General features: G+C 65.1%; 17 protein-coding genes. 8 read left to right on the top strand and 9 right to left on the bottom strand.

Translation table 11 applies throughout. The annotated features are described in order from the left end of the window. Positions 1-286: D-alanyl-D-alanine carboxypeptidase (locus tag B3E94_RS07605; protein WP_286912952.1), on the bottom strand; the 286-nt coding region annotated here is incomplete at its 3' end. Between the two features lie 187 nt (positions 287-473). On the opposite strand from B3E94_RS07605, the gene B3E94_RS07600 reads away from it, so the two are divergent. After that, positions 474-818, top strand: coding sequence for a YggL family protein (locus B3E94_RS07600; protein WP_176517745.1), 345 nt, complete (start codon positions 474-476; stop codon positions 816-818). A 38-nt stretch (positions 819-856) separates the two neighbouring features. On the opposite strand, the gene B3E94_RS07595 is transcribed toward B3E94_RS07600, so the two are convergent. The 6 genes from B3E94_RS07595 to B3E94_RS07570 all read right to left on the bottom strand — a co-directional run bounded on the left by B3E94_RS07595 (position 857) and on the right by B3E94_RS07570 (position 7806). Beyond that, on the bottom strand, positions 857-4447 hold the full coding sequence (locus B3E94_RS07595; protein WP_286912951.1) for a transporter substrate-binding domain-containing protein: 3591 nt from the start codon (positions 4445-4447) through the stop codon (positions 857-859). Between the two features lie 7 nt (positions 4448-4454). Next, positions 4455-5075: a response regulator transcription factor gene (locus tag B3E94_RS07590; protein WP_286912950.1), complete on the bottom strand. Its 621-nt coding sequence runs from the start codon at positions 5073-5075 to the stop codon at positions 4455-4457. A 276-nt stretch (positions 5076-5351) separates the two neighbouring features. After that, positions 5352-6683 (bottom strand): deoxyguanosinetriphosphate triphosphohydrolase, encoded by a 1332-nt coding sequence (locus B3E94_RS07585; RefSeq protein WP_286912949.1) that lies wholly within the window; start codon positions 6681-6683, stop codon positions 5352-5354. 98 nt (positions 6684-6781) lie between these two features. Further along, positions 6782-7111: a hypothetical protein gene (locus B3E94_RS07580; RefSeq protein ID WP_176517741.1), complete on the bottom strand. Its 330-nt coding sequence runs from the start codon at positions 7109-7111 to the stop codon at positions 6782-6784. Next, positions 7108-7482, bottom strand: a complete 375-nt coding sequence (locus B3E94_RS07575) for a phage holin family protein (protein WP_176517740.1) — start codon at positions 7480-7482, stop codon at positions 7108-7110. The genes B3E94_RS07580 and B3E94_RS07575 overlap by 4 nt, the downstream gene beginning before the upstream one ends. Before the next feature lie 9 nt (positions 7483-7491). Continuing rightward, entirely contained in the window at positions 7492-7806 is a 315-nt protein-coding gene (locus B3E94_RS07570; RefSeq protein ID WP_176517739.1) for a DUF883 family protein, read from the bottom strand. A gap of 326 nt (positions 7807-8132) precedes the next feature. Here B3E94_RS07570 and B3E94_RS07565 point away from each other — a divergent pair, with 326 nt between their 5' ends. The 5 genes from B3E94_RS07565 to B3E94_RS07545 all read left to right on the top strand — a co-directional run bounded on the left by B3E94_RS07565 (position 8133) and on the right by B3E94_RS07545 (position 11497). Then, a complete protein-coding gene (locus tag B3E94_RS07565; RefSeq protein ID WP_286912948.1) occupies positions 8133-9341 on the top strand; it encodes an ammonium transporter in 1209 nt (402 codons plus the stop codon). A gap of 73 nt (positions 9342-9414) precedes the next feature. Continuing rightward, positions 9415-9654 carry a glutaredoxin family protein gene (locus B3E94_RS07560; RefSeq protein WP_176517737.1) on the top strand — a complete coding sequence of 80 codons (240 nt, stop codon included), beginning with the start codon at positions 9415-9417 and terminating at the stop codon, positions 9652-9654. Positions 9655-9761: 107 nt separating this feature from the next. After that, positions 9762-10193, top strand: a complete 432-nt coding sequence (locus B3E94_RS07555; RefSeq protein ID WP_176517736.1) for a D-Ala-D-Ala carboxypeptidase family metallohydrolase — start codon at positions 9762-9764, stop codon at positions 10191-10193. A 65-nt stretch (positions 10194-10258) separates the two neighbouring features. Continuing rightward, the gene (locus B3E94_RS07550; protein WP_176517735.1) at positions 10259-10582 is read left to right on the top strand and encodes a transcriptional regulator; all 324 of its coding nucleotides are present in this window, start codon (positions 10259-10261) and stop codon (positions 10580-10582) included. 30 nt (positions 10583-10612) lie between these two features. After that, positions 10613-11497, top strand: coding sequence for a pseudouridine synthase (locus B3E94_RS07545; RefSeq protein WP_286912946.1), 885 nt, complete (start codon positions 10613-10615; stop codon positions 11495-11497). A gap of 100 nt (positions 11498-11597) precedes the next feature. Here B3E94_RS07545 and B3E94_RS07540 read toward each other — a convergent pair whose 3' ends face one another. Further along, positions 11598-13163 carry a methyl-accepting chemotaxis protein gene (locus B3E94_RS07540; protein ID WP_286912944.1) on the bottom strand — a complete coding sequence of 522 codons (1566 nt, stop codon included), beginning with the start codon at positions 13161-13163 and terminating at the stop codon, positions 11598-11600. Between the two features lie 111 nt (positions 13164-13274). Next, the gene (acnA, locus tag B3E94_RS07535) at positions 13275-16016 is read right to left on the bottom strand and encodes an aconitate hydratase AcnA (RefSeq protein ID WP_236235573.1); all 2742 of its coding nucleotides are present in this window, start codon (positions 16014-16016) and stop codon (positions 13275-13277) included. A gap of 218 nt (positions 16017-16234) precedes the next feature. On the opposite strand from acnA, the gene rlmM reads away from it, so the two are divergent. Together rlmM and tusA are read left to right on the top strand one after the other, a co-directional pair. Continuing rightward, complete coding sequence (rlmM, locus tag B3E94_RS07530) at positions 16235-17299, top strand: 23S rRNA (cytidine(2498)-2'-O)-methyltransferase RlmM (protein ID WP_176517731.1); 1065 nt, start codon at positions 16235-16237, stop codon at positions 17297-17299. A gap of 119 nt (positions 17300-17418) precedes the next feature. After that, entirely contained in the window at positions 17419-17661 is a 243-nt protein-coding gene (gene tusA, locus B3E94_RS07525; protein WP_176511658.1) for a sulfurtransferase TusA, read from the top strand. Positions 17662-17701: the final 40 nt, after the last annotated feature.

Here is a 17701-nt window from a genome sequence, read left to right as displayed (position 1 = left end):
TTTTCCACTGGAAGGTCGGGCCAAGCAGCTCGAGCGCGGCGTAGGTGGTGACCAGTTTCATGGTCGACGCCGGGTTCACCGACACATCGGCGTTGAACACGGTCGCCGTGCCGGGGCCGTTCAGCGGCAGCATCACCAGAGACAGTGCGTTGTCCTGCAGCTTGTTGGCCTTGAGCGCCTGCTGCACTTTGGGTGGCAGGGTGGTATTGACGGTTGCCGCCTGGCTGGGCAGTGCGAACGGCAGCAGCAGGCCGGCGAGAACGAAGGGACGAAGCGTTTTGATCATAAGAGATTAATACCCTGCGCACGAGGGAAAAGGAGATTGGGGCTGTAAGAAGTGATGACCCCAGAACGAAATATAGTGCGCATTATGCCCCAAGCGCAGCGCTGATGCGCCACGTTCGACGGAAAAGCGCCGTTGCCCTGCGGAAACTGTTAAAGTGCCGCGCGTAATTACTCAAGAGGATTGTTTCATGGCTACCAACCGTTCCCGTCGTCTGCGCAAGAAACTGTGCGTGGATGAATTCCAGGAGCTGGGTTTCGAACTGAACCTGGGTTTCAAGGAAGACCTGTCTGACGAAGCCATCGATGCCTTCCTCGACGCCTTCCTCGCAGAAGCCATGGATGCCAATGGCCTGGACTATGTCGGCGGCGATGATTTCGGCCTGGTGTGCTCGGCCAAGCGTGGCTCGGTCAGCGAAGAACAGCGCGCTGCCGTCGAAGCCTGGCTCAAGGGCCGCAGCGAACTGACTAGCATCGAAGTCAGCCCGCTGCTGGACGCCTGGTATCCGGAAAAGCCGATCAACCCGGCTTCCTGATGCACGCTTGAGCGCCCGCCCGCACGGGCGGCGTTCGATCAAGCCCTGGCCAGTTCCCTGGCCAGGGCTTTCTCCACACGGCGCATGTGCCGTGCCAATACCTGCCGACGCAGCCTCAGCTGTGGCACCGGCAACGCCTCCTCGCCCATGGCCTCGCAGGCCAGCATCATGCCCTTGGCTTCCAGCATCCGCGCCGCGCTGAGGATCTTGTGTGCCTGCTCGCCCAGCTCGAGGGCCTGGGTGTCGGGGTCAAGGCTCATCAGTTCGGCCAGGTCCTGTTGCAGGCTCTGGTGCAGGGCTGTGAGCAGGCGGTCGCGTTCGCTTGGGTTGTCGCCGACGATGCTGCGCAGGCCTTGCAAGTCGAATGGCGCCGCTTGCCCGTGCCGGGCAATCACCGCCAGGCGCTGGCTGAGTGTCCGCAGGCTGATGGGCTTGAGCAGGCAGTCGTCCATGCCGGCGCTCAGGCATTTCTGCCTGACTTCCGGCTGGGCGTTGGCGGTATAGCCGAGGATGACGCAGGGTGGCCGCTTGCTGCGGCGTTCTTCGGCGCGAATGGCAGCGGCCAGCTGGTAGCCGTTCATGTGCGGCATGTTGCAGTCCAGCACCAGCACATCGAACTGCCCATTGCGCCAGGTATCCAGGCCTTCGCGGCCGCCGCTGGCGGTGGTTTGGCGAAGGCCCAGATAGCCCAGCTGCTGGGCCATCAGCAGCAGGTTGGCCGGGTGGTCGTCGACCACCAGCACGTTCAGGCGGGGGTCGGGGGTGTCGACCTCGTCTTCGATCGGCGCAGGCAAGGGCGGCGTAGTGGCAGGCTGCAGTGGCAGGGTCATGCGCACCTGGGTGCCGAAATCCGGCAGGCTCTTGATGCTCAGCCTGCCGCCCATCATTTCGCACAGGCTGCGGCAGATGGCCAGGCCCAGCCCGGTGCCTGTGCGGGCACCCTGGCTGTGCGGGTTGACCTGGACGAAGGGGTTGAACAGGCGCTGCAGGTCGTCGTCATGAATGCCGATGCCGCTGTCGCGTACCTCCAGCGCCAGGCTCGGGGCCGACCTTGGGCCTGCTTCGCGCAGGTTCAGGCACAGGCGCACATGGCCATGTTCGGTGAACTTGATGGCATTGCTGACCAGGTTGGAGAGGATCTGCTTGAAGCGCAGCGGGTCGAGCAACGCATGGCAGCGGGCGCTGGGGTTGATGATGACTTCCAGGGCCAACCCCTTGAGCCGCGCCTGGCCTTCGAAGATGCGGCCCACCGACTCGACCAGTGCCGCCACATCGACCGGCTCCGGCGCCAGGGTCAGGTGCCCGGACTCGATCCGCACGATGTCGAGGATATCGCCGATCAGGCCGAGCAGGTCCTTCGCCGAATGGTGGGCGACCTCCAGCGAAGTGCGGTCGACCTGGCCATGGTTGGCACGCTTGACCGCCAGCTCGAGCATGCCGATCACGGCATTCATCGGCGTGCGGATCTCGTGGCTGATGGTGGCCAGGAAGGTGCTCTTGGCTCGGTTGGCTTCTTCGGCCTGCTGCTTGGCCTCGCGCAGTTCCTGCACCAGCTTGCGGCGTTCGCTGATGTCGATCCAGCCGCCGATGATGCCGCGTACTTCGCCCAGCGAATCGCGGTACGGCAGGATCCAGTGGTAGATGGTGATTTCCTGGTCCTTGAGCCGCAAGGGGCGGTCGACCACCAACGGCACGCCGGCGGCCATCACCTGCAGGTAGTCGGCCTGGATCTGCCGGGTTTGCTCGGTGGCAGCGAACAGGCTGTCTTCCAGGCGCTTGCCCAGCACCTGGTCGAGGTCCGCCTGCACCGCCTCCAGGTAACTGGCGTTGCAGCTTTGCAGGCAACCGTCGCGGTCTCGCACGTACATGGGGTGGGGCGTGCCGTTGAGCAGGGCGCCCATGAACTCCAGCTGGTCGCCGAGCGCGCGTTCGGCATGTTTGCGCTGGCGGATCTGCAGCCGCAGGTGGGCATTCCAGATCAGCGCCAGCAACAGCAGCAGGCCGGTGCCCAGCAGCACTTGCAGGGCCAGGCGGCGAAACGGCGCCCAGCTGCCGTCGTCATGCCGGCTGAAGTCGCGCCAACGGTTGTTGATGCCGCCTAACTCTTCCGGCGAGATGCTCAGTAAGGCTTTGTCCAGGATCGACGCGAGCGCCGTGGCCTGGGCGGCGGTGGCCATGGCGAAGGTGGCCGGCTCGCTGCCCACGGTGCGGCGGATGGCCAGGTCGGCATTGCCGGCCAGGGCATGGTTGGCGTCGACCAGCGTGGTGATCACGCCATCGACGGCGTCACTGCTGAGCAAGGCCATGGAATAGAACGGGCTGTCCGTCTCGATCCAGCCGATTTGCGGGTAGCGGCTGGCCAGCAACTCTGCCATGGCGCTGTAGCGGGTGATCGCGATACGGCGCCCATGCAACTGCTCGAGCGAGGCGTACTCGTTGTCCTCGGCCCGAGTCACCAGCACGTAGGGGCTTTCGAGGTAGGGGCGGCTCATCTGCAGGCGCAGGTCGCGCGCGCCCTCGACCGCCAGGGCGGCGATCATGTTGACGCGCCCGTCTTCAAGGCGGGCGACCATGTCGGCAATGCCATTGGCCCGCTGCACCTCGAAACGCAAGCCGGTGCGCAGGCGAATCAACTCCAGCAGGTCGGCCGTTATGCCGCGAAAATGCCCGTTGCTGTCGAAATAGGACAGCGGTGCTGCGGTTTCGTCGATGGCCACCTGCATGATCGGGTGCTCCTGCAACCAGTGCGCCTCGGCTGGCGTGAGGTGCAGATGGCGATTGTTCAGCAGCAGCTCGCCGCCGGCGCTCCAGCGCTTGAGCAGGCTGGCGCGCACGCTGCCTGGCTGATGCTCGAGGGCCGCATTCACCAGCTCGATCAGCAGGTTGTCATCGGCCCGCATGGCGAAGCCGAAGCCGACGTTTTCGTGCTCGCCGAAACTGGCCATGCGCAAGCGTGGCAGGTGGCCGCGATTGAGTTGGTAATGGGTGGAGAGGGTATCGCCGATGAACACGTCGGCCTGGCCGAAGGCAACGGCATTCAAGGCTTGCGAGGAAGAACCGAAAGCCAGCAGCTCGGCTTCGGGGTAGGCGGCGAGGATGTCCTGGGTGGGCAGGTAGTGATACAGCATGCCCAGGCGCATGCCGTGCATGCCCGGGGCGAGCGCGCGCCGCTCGTCCTCGCGGGTGACCAGCACCGGCTGGTCGATGGCATAGGGGTGGGAAAGGGCCAGGCCATCGGTGGCGGCTTCATAGCCATTGGCGCTGCCGAGCAGGTCGATGTCACCGCGTTTGAGTGCCGCCACTGCCGCCTGCCGGCTGGAATAGCGCTTGACCTGGATCGGCAGTTGCAAGGCCTTGCCGATCAGGTCGGCGTATTCGGCCGTCAGGCCCTGGTAGTCGCGGCCACCACTGGTGATGTCGAAGGGAGGGTAGTCAGGCGCCGAGGTGCCCAGGGTCAGTTGTTGACGCTCTTGCAGCCATTGCTGCTGCGCCGGTGTGGGCTGCAGCCGCACCGCTGGCGCTGATGAGCGGGCGAGCAAGGTGTAAGGCATGGCCTCCTGTTCCGAGGCCTGGGCCCAGCCTGCGCAAGCTGCCAGGCAAACGAGCAGGACGGCTAGAAATCGCGCCATGTCTGCCTCAGACCAGCGCGTTGCGTTTGGCCATTTCGATGAGGTCGACCAGGGTGTCGACCTGAAGCTTCTGCATCAGGCGTTTCTTGTAGGTACTGACGGTCTTGTTGCTCAGAAACATGCCGGAGGCGATTTCCTTGTTGCTTCTTCCCTGGGCAAAAAGTTGCAGCACCATCAACTCGCCATCATTGACCTGGCGGAACAGTTTGAGGTCGGCTTGCGCTGATTGCGGGCCATTGTTGACGGTCTGGCTGGGGAAATAATTGTAGCCGGCAAGTACGGCTTTTATTGCACTGAGCAATTCACTCAGGTCTTCCTGCTTGCACACATAGCCAGCGGCGCCTGAGTGCATGCAACGCAGGGCGAACAGCGCCGGTGATTGCGCGGTAAGTACCAGTACCTTGGAGGGCAGGGCCATGGCCTGGAAGCGTGACAGCACCTCAAGGCCGTCCAGCCGGGGGATGCTGATGTCGAGGATTACCAGGTCTGGCAGCGTTTCGCGCACCATCTGCATGGCATCTACGCCATTGTCGGATTCGCCGACGATCTTGTAGCTCTGGTTTTCGAGCAACATACGGACAGCCAGGCGAATGACCGGGTGATCATCGACTATGAATACGGAATACATGTGCAAGTTCCCTGCGGCGGATGACGAAGGCAGGGCGCACCTTAACGCAGTTGAAAGTTGTCGGGGACACGTGGAGAGGCGAATGCGGCGTTATGGGAAATTGCCTACAACACAAAGCAACTTGCGCCACGAAGTGTAATAAATCAATTCCTGGTTCCGGCTGTTTTCAATGTCCGCAACGGTGAATGGTTCGCCAGTGTTTAATGATTAAACATCGATTGTAGGAAGCGCCCTACAAAACCGCCTGGCAGTGGCGCCAGGCGGCATCGCAGGAATTCACGACGGGCTCGATTGGCCAGTCATTTCCCGCGCCAATTCACTGGCATAGCTGTCGGTCATGCCGGCGATGAAATCGATCATGCGCAGGAACGACTTGTACAGCGAGTCATGCGGGTTGGGCGCACTGTTGCCGAGCAGGTCGAGCACCCGGCGGCTCTTGAACGAGGGCGTGCGCCCGCCTTGTTGTTCGAGGGCCGCGGCGCAGAAGGTGTTGAGCAGGATTTCCAGGGTGGTGTAGGCGCCGATCTCGTGCAGCGTCTTGCGTTTGTCCTGGAAGATCTTGTTGCGCGCCATGTCCTTGGCCTGCAGCACGCAACGCTTGGCCGGGCCATGCATGTGCTCGACCAGGTCGCCGCTCAACTGCCCGGCCAGCAGTGCCTGCTGCTGCTCGACGAAGGCGTGGGCTGCGGCGTTGGTCAGGTGTTCGATGGCCTTGCCACGCAGAATCGCCAGCTTGCGCCGCCGCGAATCGGACGGGCCGAGCTGGCGGTAGGTTTCCGGCAGGTCGTCACCCACCAGGTCGAGCAGCAGCGCCTCGACCTCGGCGTAGTGCAGCAGCTCCATCTCCAGGCCGTCTTCCAGGTCGATCAAGGCATAGCAGATGTCGTCCGCGGCCTCCATCAGGTACACCAGCGGGTGGCGCGCCCAACGTTGCTCTTCCAGAAGCGGCAGGCCCAGCTTGCGGGCGATCTGCTCGAGCAACGGCAGTTCGCTCTGGTAGCAGCCGAACTTGTGCTTCTTGTAGCCCAGGGCGTCGGCGTGGCGCGCCGTCCAGGGGTACTTCAGGTAGGTGCCGAGGGTGGCGTAGGTCAGCCGGGTGCCGCCATCGAACTGGTGATACTCAAGCTGCGTCAGTACCCGAAAACCCTGGGCATTGCCTTCGAAATTGAGGAAGTCGCCGCGCTCGTCGTCGCTCATGTCGTCCAGCCAGCCACGCCCGGCGGCCTGCTGGAACCAGTGGCGGATGGCATCTTCGCCAGAGTGGCCGAAGGGCGGGTTGCCGATGTCGTGGGCCAGGCAGGCGGACTGCACGACCATGCCCAGGTCGCTGGGCGCGCACCAGTCGGGCAGGCTGTCGCGCAGGGTTTCGCCCACGCGCATGCCCAGCGAGCGGCCGACGCAGCTGACCTCCAGCGAGTGGGTCAGGCGGGTATGAATGTGGTCATTGCTGGTGACGGGGTGGACCTGGGTCTTGCGCCCCAGGCGGCGAAACGCGCCTGAGAAGATGATCCGGTCATGGTCCTTGTGGAAGGGGCTGCGCCCCAGTTCTTCAGAGCTGTACAGGGCTTTGCCCAGGCGCTCGCGGGTGAGCAGGGTGTGCCAGTCCAAGGCGCGGTCTCCTGTCGATCGAAGGGCATAGCATCCTGTGTCAGGCAGGGCTGCGCAAGGGTGGGCAGGCACCGCTGGCCAGCCAGCGGTGCACAGGGTCAGGGGCGCCGGCCTGCCTGCAGGTACAGGCGTACCAGCGGCAGCAGGCTGCTGCCCAAGCGCACCAGGCGCGACAGGTTGCCGCTGCGCACGCCCTTGCCGGTCAGAAAGCCCAGCGCCACCACGGCGCCAATGCCCCACAGCGGCGCGTGCTTGATGCCCAGGCCTTCGTGCAGCGAGCCGCCCATGCCGCGCAGGCGCTGCAACGGTTGCAGCAGCTGCCCGGATTCGTGGCGGATCTCCTGGCGGTGCATCTCCATGCGCAGGCGTAATAGGGCCTTGCGCAGCTCCCTTGGGTTACGGGTATTCGGCAGTTCAGGCAGGCTCATGGCAGCAGGCGCTCCCGGTCCTTGGCAAGCTCTTCGAGGGTGGCACCGAAGGGCGACGACTCGTCGAACACCGCAGCCTTGAGCCGCAGTGCGCAATACAGCGCAGCGATGCCGTAGAACACGCACAGGCCGACGATGCCGGCCAGGCGATAGCTGTCCCACAACAGCACCAGCAACAGACCCGACAGCGCCGTCAGCAGCAGCAGCGCGAACACCAGCGCCAGGCCCGCGAACAGCAGCAGGCTCAGGGTGCGGCCCTTCTGCTCCTGCAACTCGATGCCGAACAGTTCGATATGGCTGTGCAGCAGCCCCAGCAGTGCCGCGCCCAGGCGCTTGCCCGAGGCGCCGCTGGCAATGGCGTCATTCTCCATGGGGGCTCCTCAACGCCGATTGGCCAGCAGGCCGATCAGCAGGCCGACACCGGCGGCGATGCCGATGGCCTGCCAGGGGTTGTCCTGAACGTACTGCTCGGCCGTACCCAGCGCCGCTTCGCCGCGCTCTTTCACCGACTCCTGGGTCAGCTGCAGGGTCTCGCGGGCCTGGGTCAGGCGGTCGTGAATCTGCCCGCGCAATTCGTCGGCCTGGTCGCCCGCCAGGTTGGCGGTGTCAGCCAGCAGTTTCTCGGTATCACGGACCAAGGCCTGGAAGTCAGCCATCAGTATGTCTTGTGCAGTCTTTGCCGATTTGCTGGCCATGGGGCTCTCTCCCTGTGTGGTGTGTAGATCATTCGAGTTTGCCGGTGCGCCGAAGGTTCAGTGCGGCGCTGGTACAGGCCTTGCTAAGCCATTGCCCGATGGCGTTTGCCACAACCCGGGGCAGTGCCTGGAGTTGTGCGCCGATTCAGGGCGAGCGCGCCCGGCGCGTACCGATAAACCTTAACCCAATCCACGACAAACCCAAGAAAAAACCCTGCAGGCTTCGCCCGGGCCGGAAAACCTGGGCGAGAAGCTGGCACCGATTCGGTGCAGGGATGCAGGCGCTTGAACTGTCCTGGTGCCTTTTCAGCAGGTCTGCCTCTTTCATGGAAAACACCCACAGCGCGATGGACTCCCTGGTCCACGGTTCCAACACCCTGTTCATCCTCATGGGCGCCATTCTGGTGCTGGCCATGCATGCCGGCTTCGCCTTCCTCGAAGTGGGCACGGTGCGCCACAAGAACCAGGTCAATGCCTTGTCGAAGATCCTCAGCGATTTCGCCATCTCGGCCTTGGTGTATTTCTTCATCGGCTACTGGATCGCCTACGGCGTGAACTTCTTCCAGCCGGCGGCGCAACTGGCGGCCGACCACGGCTATGCCCTGGTCAAGTGTTTCTTCCTGCTGACCTTCGCGGCGGCGATCCCGGCGATCATCTCCGGCGGCATCGCCGAGCGCGCGCGTTTCGTCCCGCAGCTGTGCGCAACGGCATTGATCGTGGCGTTCATCTACCCCTTCTTCGAAGGCGTGGTGTGGAATGGCAACCTGGGCAACCAGGGCTGGCTGCAGGCGCGCTTCGGTGCGACGTTCCATGACTTTGCAGGCTCGGTGGTGGTGCATGCCATGGGCGGCTGGCTGGCACTGGCCGCCGTGCTGCTGCTGGGCGCGCGGCGCGGGCGCTACCGCGATGGCCGCCTGGTGGCCTTTGCGCCGTCGAGCATCCCGTTCCTTGCCCTGGGCTCTTGGATCCTGATCATCGGCTGGTTCGGCTTCAACGTGATGAGCGCCCAGACCCTGCAGGGCGTCAGCGGCCTGGTGGCGATCAACTCGCTGATGGCCATGGTCGGCGGCACCCTGGCGGCCTTGCTGGCTGGCCGCAACGACCCAGGTTTCCTGCACAACGGGCCGCTGGCCGGGCTGGTGGCGATCTGCGCAGGCTCCGACCTGATGCACCCGATCGGTGCGCTGGCCACCGGGCTGGTGGCGGGGGTGCTGTTCGTGTGGAGCTTCACTGCTGCGCAAAACCGCTGGAAGATCGACGACGTGCTGGGCGTCTGGCCACTGCACGGGCTGTGCGGGCTGTGGGGCGGCATCGCCTGCGGCATCTTTGGCCAGGTGGCCCTGGGTGGCATGGGCGGGGTCAGCCTGGCCAGCCAGTTGATCGGCAGCCTGGCGGGGGTGCTGGTGGCACTGGTTGGCGGTTTTGCCGTGTATGGCCTCATCCGCCGCCTGCATGGCCTGCGCCTGAGCCACGAGCAGGAGTTCCAGGGGGCCGACTTGTCGCTGCACCGCATCGGCGCCACCAGCCAGGATTGACCTCGGCAGGGTGCGCAAGGGGCAGGGCGGGCCTAGAATAGGTGTCTGTCCCCTGTCTAGCGAGTCCTGCTCCATGCTGCCTGAATGCCAACTCTTCGGCACTGTCGGCTGCCACTTGTGCGAAGTGGCCGAAGCCGTGCTGATGCCATTTGTCGAACATGGCTTGCTGGTCGAGCTGGTCGATATCGCCGACAGCGAGGCACTGTTCGAGCGTTATGGCCTGACCATCCCGGTGCTGCGGCGCAGCGATACCGGTGCCGAGTTGCACTGGCCGTTCGATGGCGAACAGGTGGTGGCGTTTCTGGGGCAGTGAAATCCCAGGGGAATGGTATCCCTGCGCCATGATCAATGCTGCGCTGTGATGATCGGGTGCCGGCGCACCGATGCCGGCATCATTCATAGGTCGTCAGGAATCCAGCCATGTTCATCACCCCTCATTTCACCCTCGATGAAATGATCGTTTCGCAGCTAGCAGCCAGGGACGGGCTCGACAACACCCCACCACCCGAGGCACGCGCCAACCTGCAGTTGCTGTGCAGCGTACTGGAACAGGTACGCGCCCTGTTCGGTGTGCCGATTGTCGTCAGCAGCGGCTACCGTAGTGTGGCTGTCAACAAGCGCGTTGGCGGCGCGGCCACCAGCCAGCATGTACAGGGGCTGGCGGCAGACTTCACGGTATTGGGAATGACCCCGCGCGAGGTGGTGCGCCAGGTCAGCGAAAGCGCCGTGGCCTTCGACCAGTTGATCCTCGAATTCGACCGCTGGGTGCACCTGTCGGTGGCGCAGGCCGCGCCACGCCGGCAGGTGCTGACCATCCGCAAAGGCACGGGCTACCTGCCGGGGCTGCAATAAGCCGCATTGACGGCGGCAAGCGCTTGTTCGTATGCTGTATATAAATACAGTATCGAGGTGAATGCATGCTCAACGTCGAGCAACTCAAGTACAGCGTCAACCGCATGCCGGTAGAGCGGGTGGCCGAAGCTGTGCTGGAAATGCGCCTTGAAGGCCTGGTCACCGAGGACCGCACGCCGTTCGGCAAGGTCCATTTCAATACCTGCTTCGCCGAGATCGAAGCGCTGTTCCAGCGTGCCGGCTATCACCGGGGGTTGGACGTGGTGGGTTACGAGGGCTTGCTGTATGCGCTCTACGACCCTGGCCGCTGGGAGCCCGTGCAGGTATTGCGCTGGCTGAAGGCGCGCAGCGAGGGCGAGGCTGGTTGCGTTGCCGGGCTTGGGGGATAATGCCCGGCTTTGATCGATTCGAGTCTCGCCATGACCAGCCCCTTCGACCCTGCCCGCCAGCAAGCCAGCACGGTGTGCCTGCCACCTGGCAACTGGGCCACGGTGCTCGATTGCCTGTGCGACCACTTCAAGGCCATTGGCCGTGAGCAGTGGCTCGACCGTTTTGCCCGTGGCCGGGTGCTCGACGCCCAGGGGCAGGCGGTCGCTGCCGACCTGCCTTACCGGCGCGGCATGCGCCTGCACTATTTTCGTGAGGTGGCCAACGAGCGGCCGATCCCGGTGGAGGAGGCCATCCTGCACGTCGACGAGCACCTGGTGGTGGCCGACAAACCGCACTTCCTGCCCGTCACGCCGACCGGCGAGTACGTCGAACAAACCTTGCTCCGGCGCTTGATCCGCCGCCTGGACAACCCGCACCTGGTACCGTTGCACCGCATCGACCGGCACACCGCGGGGCTGGTGCTGTTCTCCGCCAACCCGCAAACTCGCAGTGCCTATCAGCGGCTGTTCCCGGAGCGGCGTATCGACAAGCGCTACCAGGCCATCGCCGCCGCCATGCCCCAGCACGCGTTTCCGCTGGTGCACAAAAGCCGGCTGGTGCACGGCGAGCCGTTTTTCCGTATGCATGAAGTGGACGGGGTAGATAACAGCGAAACCCACGCCGAGGTGCTGGAGAAGCAGGGTGAGCTGTGGCGCTACGGCCTGTCGCCGGTCACCGGCAAGACCCACCAGTTGCGCGTACACATGGCGGCCCTGGGGGCGGGTATCTGCAATGACCCGTTCTACCCCGACCTGCTCGAGGAACACGACGATTACCAGCGGCCCCTGAAGCTGCTGGCGCACAGCTTGCGCTTCAGCGACCCGTTGACGGGCGAGGAGCGCTACTTCGAAAGCCGCCTGACGCTGGAGTGGTAGGCGGTTGCAGCCCATGAGGGCCTCATCGCCGGCAAGCCGGCTCCCACAGCGCTATCAGTGCCTGTGGGGGCCGGCTTGCCGGCGATGAGGCCCTGCGAGCTTAGCGGTTGAAGCGCTCCACCAGCGAGTACTGGCCGCCTGCCGTGCTGCTCAAGGCTTCACTGAGCAACGCCGAGTGCTGGGCCTGTTCGGCGGTTTCGTCGGCCAGGGTGGCGATGGTGCTGATGTTGCGGCTGATCTCGTCCGCCACGGCGGTCTGCTCTTCGGTGGCCGCGGCAATCTGCGTGGCCATGTCGGTGATGTTAGCCACCGCCTCGCTGATGCCGACCAGCGCCTGGTCGGCTTGCATGACCCGCTCGACACCTTCCTGGGCCTGACGGTGGCCGCTTTCCATGGTCTGCACCGCGTTGTTGGCGGTTTGCTGCAGCTTGGCGATCAGGCCGTGGATCTGCCCGGTGGACTCGGCGGTACGCTGGGCCAGCTGGCGCACTTCGTCGGCGACCACGGCAAAACCGCGGCCCATTTCACCGGCACGCGCCGCTTCGATGGCGGCGTTGAGCGCCAGCAGGTTGGTCTGGTCGGCGATGCCTTTGATCACGTCGACCACGCCACCGATTTCGTCGCTGTCCTTGGCCAGCTGGGTCACGGTCGCGCCGGTTTCGCCCACGGCACTGGACAGGCGCTCGATGGCGTCGCGGGTTTCCCCGGCAATCTGCCGGCCCTGGGCGGTCAGGCGGTTGGCTTGCTGGGTGGCATCGGCGGTGCGCTGCACGTGGTTGGCCACCTCCTGGGTGGTGGCGGCCATCTGGTTGACGGCGGTGGCGACCTGTTCGGTTTCCACGCGCTGGCGCTCGAGCCCCGATGAGCTCTTGTGCGCCAGCTCATCGGACTGGCGTGCCTGCTCGCTGAGGTGTTCGGCGCTGTCCTGCAGGCGGGTCAGGCAGGTCTTCAGGCGTGCATCCTGGCTGAGCATGGCCATTTCCAGGCGAGCCTGGACGCCCCGGCTGTCGGTGTACATCTGCGCGATCAGCGGGTCGGAGGTGGTTTGTTCGGCCAGGCGCAGCAGGCGCTTGAGGCCCCGTTGCTGCCAGCCCAGCCCCATCAGGCCAAGCGGCACCGACAGGCCAGCGGCCAGGGCGAAGCCCCAGGAGTGGCCCAGCCAGTTGCCGATCAGGAAGCCGACCTGGCTGACCAGGATGAACGGCAGCCAATCCTGCAGCACCGGCAGCCACTTGTCGCGGCGCGGAATGGCGGTCTTGCCCTGGTTGATGCGCTGGTACAGCGCCTCGGCGCGGCGGATCTGCTCGGCGCTGGGCTTGACCCGCACCGATTCGAAACCGACCACCTGGTTGTTGTCGAAAACCGGCGTGACATAGGCGTTGACCCAGTAGTGGTCGCCCGACTTGCAACGGTTCTTGACGATGCCCATCCATGGCAAGCCTTGCTTGAGGGTTTGCCACATGTGAGCGAACACCGCCGCCGGCACGTCGGGGTGACGCACCAGGTTGTGCGGCGCGCCGGTCAGCTCCTCGCGCGAGAAACCGCTGATCTCGATGAAGGCATCGTTGCAGTAGGTGATCACACCCTTGGCGTTGGTGGTGGAGATCAACCGTTGTTGGGCGGGGAAGGTCCGCTCGCGTTGAGTAATCGGCTGGTTGTTACGCATGGGTCGTGTAATCCGCAAGGCTTTGAACAGGTATCGGCAGGCCAGCGGTTTTGTTGAATGATTAATTGCAAGGCAAGGTGGGGAAGGGGCCGCAGGGCGGCCCCGGAGGCTTCAGCTCGCGATCAATTGGCGCAATACGTAGTGCAGGATCCCACCGGCCTTGAAGTACTCCACTTCATTGACCGTATCGATGCGGCACAGCACCTCGATCTGCTGCTGTTGGCCATCCTCGCGGGTGATCAGCAGCTGCAGGCTCATGCCCGGTTTGATCTGCGCGCCAGCCAGCCCCAGCACATCGATCCGCTCCTTGCCGGTCAGGCCCAGTTGCTTGCGGTCGTTGCCCGGCTTGAACTGCAGGGGCAGCACGCCCATGCCCACCAGGTTGGAGCGGTGAATGCGTTCGAAGCTCTCCGCCAGCACCGCCTTGACCCCCAGCAGGTTGGTGCCCTTGGCCGCCCAGTCGCGGCTGGAGCCGGTGCCGTACTCCTGGCCGGCGATCACCACCAGTGGCGTGCCCTCGGCCTGGTAGCGCATGGCCGCATCGTAGATCGACAGCTTCTCGCCGGTGGGCACGTACAGCGTATTGCCGCCTTCCTCGCCGCCGAGCATCTCGTTGCGGATGCGGATGTTGGCGAAGGTGCCGCGCATCATCACCTCGTGGTTGCCGCGGCGTGAGCCGTAGGAGTTGAAGTCGCGCGGCTCCACGCCCTTCTCGCGCAGGTAGCGCCCGGCCGGGCTGTCGGCCTTGATGTTGCCGGCAGGGGAGATGTGGTCGGTGGTCACCGAATCGCCGAGCAGGGCGAGGATGCGGGCACCCTGGATGTTCTCGATGACCGGCAGCGGCCCGCCGATGTCGTCGAAGAATGGCGGGTGCTGGATGTAGGTGGAGTCGTCCTGCCAGACATAGGTGGCCGCCTGCGGCACTTCGATCGCCTGCCACTGGGCGTCGCCGGCGAACACCTCGGCGTACTCCTTGTGGAACATGGCGGTATCGACCTTGGCGACGGCTTCGGCGATTTCCTGCTGGGTCGGCCAGATGTCGCGCAGGTACACCGGTTGGCCATCCTTGCCGGTGCCCAGGGCGTCCTTGGTCAGGTCCACGCGCACGCTGCCGGCCAGGGCATAGGCCACCACCAGCGGTGGCGAGGCCAGCCAGTTGGTCTTGACCAGCGGGTGCACGCGGCCTTCGAAGTTGCGGTTGCCCGAGAGCACCGAGGCGACGGTGAGGTCGGCGCTGCTGATGGCCTTTTCGACGGCCTCATCCAGCGGGCCGGAGTTGCCGATGCAGGTGGTGCAGCCATAGCCGACTAGGTCGAAGCCGAGCTGGTCCAGGTAGGGGGTGAGGCCGGCGGCGTTGTAGTAGTCGGTGACCACCTTGGAGCCGGGCGCCAGCGAGCTCTTGACCCAGGGCTTGCGCTGCAGGCCCTTTTCCAGGGCCTTTTTCGCCACCAGCCCGGCCGCCATCATCACGCTGGGGTTGGAGGTGTTGGTGCAGGAGGTGATCGCGGCGATCACCACGGCGCCGTGGCGCAGGGTGTGGGTCTGGCCGCCGTGGCTGTAGTCGATCTCGCCGGCCTGGTCGGCATTGCCCACCGCCACGCCACCGCCGCCTTCGCTTTCCAGGCGGCCGACTTCCTTGGCCAGCACCTTGGGCTGCTGCTCGATGAAATGGTTGAAGGCCTGGCTGACCTGGCCCAGCGCGACCCTGTCCTGGGGCCGCTTGGGCCCGGCCAGGCTGGCTTCGACTTCGCCCATGTCCAGCGCCAGGGTATCGCTGAAGATCGGCTCCTGCCCCGGCAGGCGCCACAGGCCCTGCGCCTTGCAGTACTGCTCGACCAGCTGCACGGTTTCGCTCGGCCGGCCCGACAGGCGCAGGTAGTCGAGGGTGACCTCATCGACCGGGAAGAAACCACAGGTGGCGCCATACTCAGGCGCCATGTTGGCGATGGTGGCGCGGTCGGCCAGCGGCAGGTCGGCCAGGCCATCGCCGTAGAACTCGACGAACTTGCCGACCACGCCCTTCTTGCGCAGCATCTGCGTTACCGTCAGCACCAGGTCGGTGGCGGTGATGCCTTCGCGCAGTTTGCCGGTCAGCTTGAAGCCGATCACTTCGGGGATCAGCATCGACACCGGCTGGCCGAGCATGGCCGCCTCCGCCTCGATGCCGCCCACGCCCCAGCCGAGCACGCCCAGGCCGTTGATCATGGTGGTGTGCGAATCGGTACCGACCAGGGTGTCGGGGAAGGCGTAGGTGCGGCCGTCCGCTTCACGGGTCCAGACCGTGCGCCCCAGGTATTCCAGGTTGACCTGGTGGCAGATGCCGGTGCCCGGCGGCACCACGCGGAAGTTGTCGAATGCGCTCTGGCCCCAGCGCAGGAAGGCGTAGCGTTCGCCGTTGCGTTGCATCTCGATGTCGACGTTTTCGCCGAACGCCTGGGGCGTGGCGTAGCGGTCGACCATCACCGAGTGGTCGATCACCAGATCCACCGGCGACAGCGGGTTGATCCGCTGCGGGTCGCCACCGGCCTTGGCCATGGCGGCGCGCATGGCGGCGAGGTCGACCACCGCCGGCACGCCGGTGAAGTCCTGCATCAGTACCCGCGCCGGGCGGTACTGAATCTCGCGGTCGGAACGGCGCTCCTGCAGCCAGCTGGCGAGGGCGCGCAGGTCGTCGCCGCGCACGGTTTCGCCGTCTTCCCAGCGCAACAGGTTTTCCAGCAGCACCTTGAGCGACATGGGCAGGCGCTGCAGGTCGCCGAGCTGGCGCGCAGCCTCGGTGAGGCTGTAGTAGTGGTAGGTGTGGTCGGCTACCTTCAGGGTCTTGAGGGTGTTCAGGCTATCGAGCGAGGGCATTGCCAACTCCTTATGCACCGGTGCCCGGCCTTTGGCGTGGCCGGTGCACCGCTCTGTTTCGGCCCGCACGGCACGGACCTGGCTGAATGGTCAGGTTAGCCCGGTTTGGCGGCCCTGACCCTTTTCTGGACCGGCGGGGCGTGTCGCAGGTTCCGAACTTCCTTTATCATCGCCGCCCTGCCGGCGCCCGTAGCGCGCCAGCCGTAGTGGAGTGAGAGATGAATACCCTGTTCATGCATTGCCGGCCCGGTTTCGAGGGCGAGGTCTGCGCCGAGATCAGCGAACAGGCCGCGCGCCTGGAGGTTGCCGGCTATGCCAAAGGCAAGCCGCAGAGCGCCTGTGCCGAGTTCGTGTGCGCCGAGGCCGACGGTGCCGAACGGCTGATGGCGCAGTTGCGCTTCGCCCAGCTGATCTTCCCGCGCCAGTGGGCCCGTGGCAGCTACATCGAACTGCCGGAGAGCGATCGCATCAGCGTGCTGCTCGAGCACCTGGCCGGATTGCCGGTGTTCGGCAGCCTGTGGCTGGAAGTGCTGGACAGCAACGATGGCAAGGAGCTGTCGACGTTCTGCCGCAAATTCGAGGTGCCGCTGCGCAAGGCGCTGGAGAAGGCCGGGCGCCTGGTCGATGACGCCAGCCGGCCGCGCCTGCTGCTGACCTTCATCAGTGGCCGGCGGGTGTTCGTGGGCGTGGCCGAGGCGAACAACAGCGCGCTGTGGCCGATGGGCATCCCGCGCTTGAAGTTCCCGCGCGAGGCGCCCAGCCGCTCGACCCTGAAGCTCGAAGAGGCCTGGCACCAGTTCATCCCGCGGGAGCACTGGGACCTGCGCCTGGGCGACGACATGACCGGTGTCGACCTGGGCGCGTCGCCGGGCGGCTGGACCTACCAGCTGGTGCGCCGTGGCATGCTGGTCACCGCCATCGACAACGGCCCGATGGCCGAAAGCCTGATGGACACCGGGCTGGTCCAGCACCTGATGGCCGATGGTTTTACCTGGCAGCCGAAGCAGCCGGTGGACTGGATGGTCTGCGATATCGTCGAGAAGCCGGCGCGTACCACCGCGCTGATCGAGACCTGGCTGGGCGAGGGGCTGTGCCGGGAAGCGGTGGTCAACCTGAAATTGCCGATGAAGCAGCGTTATGCCGAAGTGCGGCGCTTGCTCGATCGCATGGAGGCGACGTTCAAGGCGCGCAAGGTGAAGGTGTCGATTGCCTGCAAGCAGCTTTATCACGACCGCGAGGAAGTGACTTGCCATCTGCGCCGGCTCGATCTGAAGGCGCGTTGAGCCTATCGCCGGCAAGCCGGCTCCCACAGGTGCAGCGGCGACGCGGCGATCGGGGCCCATGGCCCCCTTGGTCCACAAGCCACTATGCGCCACAATAGCGATCATTTGCGGAGCCCTCCATGACTGACTTCACCCCAGACGCGATCCTCGACGCCACCGGCCTGAATTGCCCGGAGCCGGTCATGATGCTGCACCAGCACGTGCGCAAGCTGGCCGCCGGCGGCCTGCTCAAGGTCATTGCCACCGACCCCTCGACCCGTCGCGACATCCCCAAGTTCTGCAACTTCCTCGGCCACGAGCTGCTGCAGCAACAGGAAGAGGCGGGCACCTTCCTCTACTGGATCCGCAAGAAGGCCGACTGAGCCACGCTGGAACCCGCCCGCCGTAGCGCCTACACTGCGT

It is taken from the genome of Pseudomonas sp. UBA6315 (assembly GCF_002438125.1).
Taxonomy (GTDB): domain Bacteria; phylum Pseudomonadota; class Gammaproteobacteria; order Pseudomonadales; family Pseudomonadaceae; genus Aquipseudomonas; species Aquipseudomonas faucium.
The sequence above is the reverse complement of the archived record's forward strand: the minus strand, read 5'-3'. Positions and strand labels throughout refer to the sequence as shown.

Bases quoted from the DNA above. Each gene is read 5' to 3' on its own strand.
- B3E94_RS07600 (WP_176517745.1), top strand. From the start codon at position 474: ATGGCTACCAACCGTTCCCGTCGTCTGCGCAAGAAACTGTGCGTGGAT.
- B3E94_RS07595 (WP_286912951.1), bottom strand. From the start codon at position 4,447: ATGGCGCGATTTCTAGCCGTCCTGCTCGTTTGCCTGGCAGCTTGCGCA.
- B3E94_RS07590 (WP_286912950.1), bottom strand. From the start codon at position 5,075: ATGTATTCCGTATTCATAGTCGATGATCACCCGGTCATTCGCCTGGCT.
- B3E94_RS07580 (WP_176517741.1), bottom strand. From the start codon at position 7,111: ATGAGCCTGCCTGAACTGCCGAATACCCGTAACCCAAGGGAGCTGCGC.
- B3E94_RS07575 (WP_176517740.1), bottom strand. From the start codon at position 7,482: ATGGAGAATGACGCCATTGCCAGCGGCGCCTCGGGCAAGCGCCTGGGC.
- B3E94_RS07570 (WP_176517739.1), bottom strand. From the start codon at position 7,806: ATGGCCAGCAAATCGGCAAAGACTGCACAAGACATACTGATGGCTGAC.
- B3E94_RS07565 (WP_286912948.1), top strand. From the start codon at position 8,133: ATGGAAAACACCCACAGCGCGATGGACTCCCTGGTCCACGGTTCCAAC.
- B3E94_RS07560 (WP_176517737.1), top strand. From the start codon at position 9,415: ATGCTGCCTGAATGCCAACTCTTCGGCACTGTCGGCTGCCACTTGTGC.
- B3E94_RS07555 (WP_176517736.1), top strand. From the start codon at position 9,762: ATGTTCATCACCCCTCATTTCACCCTCGATGAAATGATCGTTTCGCAG.
- B3E94_RS07550 (WP_176517735.1), top strand. From the start codon at position 10,259: ATGCTCAACGTCGAGCAACTCAAGTACAGCGTCAACCGCATGCCGGTA.
- B3E94_RS07545 (WP_286912946.1), top strand. From the start codon at position 10,613: ATGACCAGCCCCTTCGACCCTGCCCGCCAGCAAGCCAGCACGGTGTGC.
- B3E94_RS07540 (WP_286912944.1), bottom strand. From the start codon at position 13,163: ATGCGTAACAACCAGCCGATTACTCAACGCGAGCGGACCTTCCCCGCC.
- acnA (WP_236235573.1), bottom strand. From the start codon at position 16,016: ATGCCCTCGCTCGATAGCCTGAACACCCTCAAGACCCTGAAGGTAGCC.
- rlmM (WP_176517731.1), top strand. From the start codon at position 16,235: ATGAATACCCTGTTCATGCATTGCCGGCCCGGTTTCGAGGGCGAGGTC.
- tusA (WP_176511658.1), top strand. From the start codon at position 17,419: ATGACTGACTTCACCCCAGACGCGATCCTCGACGCCACCGGCCTGAAT.